This is a genomic window from Pantoea sp. ME81, from assembly GCF_903970985.1.
Taxonomy (GTDB): domain Bacteria; phylum Pseudomonadota; class Gammaproteobacteria; order Enterobacterales; family Enterobacteriaceae; genus Pantoea; species Pantoea communis.
Genome location: NZ_CAJCKS010000304.1, coordinates 1 through 2,964, shown reverse-complemented (window position 1 = coordinate 2,964; position 2,964 = coordinate 1). Strand labels below are relative to the sequence as shown.

Genomic DNA, 2,964 nt, shown 5'->3' with positions numbered 1-2,964 from the left:
GTATGGGCTTATACCGCGCTGTATGTGTTTGCGGGGGTGCTGACCTTTATCATTCGCGTGCCGCAGCCGGGACACACGCGTGAAGAGAGGGCGGTGAAATCGCGAGTAGCGGAACAACGCAGCTAAGCGAAAAACGGCGGCTCAGGGCCGCCGTCTGTTTATCAGACCACATCCTGCAGCGCTTCCTGCAAATCATACCAGCGGAAGCCAAAACCCGACTCCTCCAGCCGTTTCGGCAAAACATGCTGCCCACCCAGCACCAGCACGGCGGATTCTCCCATCATCAACTTAATTGCGCTGGCTGGAGTGCGCATAAACGCCGGTCGGTGCATCACGTGGCCGAGTGTGGCGGCGAACTGCTCATTGCGCACCGCATAAGGCGCAACCATATTGAACGGTCCGCTCAGGTCGTTATTGTCGATCAGCCAGATGATCGCGTTAACCAGATCGTCAATGTGAATCCACGGCAGATACTGCTTCCCACTGCCAATCGGACCGCCGACGCCAAGTTTGAACGGTAGCTTCATTTTTGCCAGCGCGCCGCCTTCCTCTGCCAGCACTACGCCAGTGCGTAATAAACAAACCCGGGTGCGATCGCTCTGTGCATTAAGTGCCAGCTGTTCCCAACGTGCACACAGGGCATGAGTGAACTCATCGTGACCGGGATCGTCTTCCGTTAATACCAGATCGCCGGTATCACCATAAAAACCGGTCGCGGATCCGGAAATTAAAAAATGCGGTGGGTTGCTGCTGGCGTGGATCAGCGAAACGATTTGCTCGGTGATCTGCCAGCGACTTTCACACAGCCGCTGTTTCTGTTGTTCGGTCCAGCGTTTATCGGCGATCGGCTCGCCCGCCAGATTAATTACGCCATCAATACCATCGAGATCGGTTTGCTGATTGATACCGGACCATAGCGAAACTCGAGGATCCAGTTTGTCCCGTGCCGCCGCGACATCTCGGGTGACGACGTTCACCTGATGTCCGAGCAACAGCAGACGCGGTATCAGATGGCGGCCTATCAAACCTGTGCCACCGGTAATAAGCAGGTGCATGCTGAGCCTCCTTGTAATTTATTTTCTGCTCAGACTGATCATAGAAGAGAAGCGCACGGATAGCGTGACAGCGCTTACGCTAATGAAGAAAAAGGGAAAGTTTGTGTTGGCCTCAACGTCAAAGATCCGACCAGCACACCATTGCCTTAACAAATAAAAATCGGTAAATAGAAAGCACACCTGATGCTTATTGAGGCAGCCGATGAACTATCCATCCATCACCTTGTGGTCCGATGCATCCTTTTTTAGCCCTTACGCCATGTCTGTCTACGTTGCACTCACCGAGAAGGGCATTCCCTTCACTCTGAAACGCGTGGACTTAGCGCAAAACGCTCAGCTTGAAGATGATTATCGTGCGCTGTCGCTCACCTGTCGCGTGCCTACTCTGCAAATTGATGATCTGGTGCTCAATGAATCTTCAGCGATTGCTGAATACCTCGAAGAGCGTTTCCCGGCCCCTGAATTTGAGCGTCTCTATCCACGCGATCGTGAAAAGCGTGCGCACGCGCGTGAAGTGCAGGCGTGGTTGCGCAGTGATTTAATGGCGCTGCGTGCTGAGCGTCCGACGGAAGTGCTGTTTGCCGGCGAGCGCTTTGCGCCATTAACTCCGGCTGGTGAGCAGGCGGCAAGCAAGTTGATTGCGGCGGTTCAGCGCCTGCTAACGGATGGACAACAAAACCTGTTTGGTGAATGGTCGATTGCCGACACCGATTTGGCGGTGATGATTAACCGCCTGGCACTGCATGGCGACACGTTACCGGTGAAATTGCAGCATTACGCCGAGTTTCAGTGGCAACGCGCGTCAGTGCAATTGTGGCTGGCCGAATCGGGCAAATCGCGCTAAGCACGAAGAGCCTTGCGGAGGCGAAAAGAACGCTTTACCTTACCGCTCATTCTAATAAGGCATCGCAAACAGGCGCGTGCTGGGCACGCCGAAAACAGAAAAGGGTTACGGATGGTGGATCAAACGGCAGATAGCGGTATCGAGTGGGTTGATATCGTTAGTGAAGAGAACGAAGTCATTGCGCAGGCCAGCCGTGCGCAGATGCGTGCGCAGAATTTGCGTCATCGTGCAACCTACATCGTGGTGCATGATGGTATGGGCAAAATTCTGGTGCAGCGTCGTACTGAAATCAAAGACTTCATGCCGGGTATGCTCGATGCGACCGCCGGTGGCGTAGTGCAGAGTGGTGAAGACATGCTGGAATCTGCACGCCGTGAAGCGGAAGAAGAGTTAGGGATCGCCGCAGTGCCGTTTGCCGAGCATGGTAAATTCTACTTCGAAGATGAGCACTGCCGCGTCTGGGGCGGATTGTTCAGCTGTGTTTCTCATGGTCCGTTTGCCATGCAGGAAGAAGAAGTCGACGAAGTGTTCTGGATGACGCCAGAAGAGATCACTGCACGCTGCGATGAATTCACCGACGACTCGCTCAAAGCCGTATCACTGTGGCTGAGCCGCAACAGCGATGCCGCGCGTCGCAAGCAGAGCAGCGAATCCTGATTGCCGCGACGTTCGAACAAGGCGCCCAACGGCGCCTTTGTTGTTTCTAATGCTCACGTAAAATGTCTTTGAGCAGTTGCAGGGCCTTATCAAACTGTGGCTGCGGAATCGTCAGCGGATAAAGAAAACGGATCACATTACTGTGTACGCCACAGGTCAGTAAAATCAGCCCTTGTGCCAGCGCCTGTAACTGAATCGCTTTGGTGATTTCTGCTGATGGTCGGCCTGCGTCATCCTGAAACTCTGCCGCAACCATTGAGCCGTAACCGCGCACCTCAGCAAGGGATGCGCATCCTGCACTCCGCAAAGTGGCACTGAGCTGTTCGCCCAATTGATTAGCGCGTGCGCACAGCTGTTCTTCATCAATAATATCCAGCACGGCATGCGCGGCGGCTATCGCGGGCGGGC

At 54.5% G+C, this 2,964-nt stretch carries 4 protein-coding genes; 2 read left to right on the top strand and 2 right to left on the bottom strand.

Annotation, left to right across the window (positions count from 1 at the left end; all coding sequences use genetic code 11):
- Positions 1-161 precede the first annotated feature (161 nt).
- Positions 162-1,055 carry a TIGR01777 family oxidoreductase gene (locus tag H7A81_RS26650; RefSeq protein ID WP_097116574.1) on the bottom strand — a complete coding sequence of 298 codons (894 nt, stop codon included), beginning with the start codon at positions 1,053-1,055 and terminating at the stop codon, positions 162-164.
- A 202-nt stretch (positions 1,056-1,257) separates the two neighbouring features.
- Here H7A81_RS26650 and yfcF point away from each other — a divergent pair, with 202 nt between their 5' ends.
- Both yfcF and yfcD read left to right on the top strand, forming a co-directional pair.
- Positions 1,258-1,899 carry a glutathione transferase gene (yfcF, locus tag H7A81_RS26645; protein ID WP_182059273.1) on the top strand — a complete coding sequence of 214 codons (642 nt, stop codon included), beginning with the start codon at positions 1,258-1,260 and terminating at the stop codon, positions 1,897-1,899.
- A gap of 111 nt (positions 1,900-2,010) precedes the next feature.
- Positions 2,011-2,556 carry an NUDIX hydrolase YfcD gene (gene yfcD, locus H7A81_RS26640; RefSeq protein ID WP_034825091.1) on the top strand — a complete coding sequence of 182 codons (546 nt, stop codon included), beginning with the start codon at positions 2,011-2,013 and terminating at the stop codon, positions 2,554-2,556.
- Between the two features lie 46 nt (positions 2,557-2,602).
- On the opposite strand, the gene H7A81_RS26635 is transcribed toward yfcD, so the two are convergent.
- Positions 2,603-2,964, bottom strand: a 362-nt coding sequence (locus H7A81_RS26635) for an aminotransferase class III-fold pyridoxal phosphate-dependent enzyme (protein ID WP_182059272.1), incomplete at its 5' end; no start/stop codon positions are given.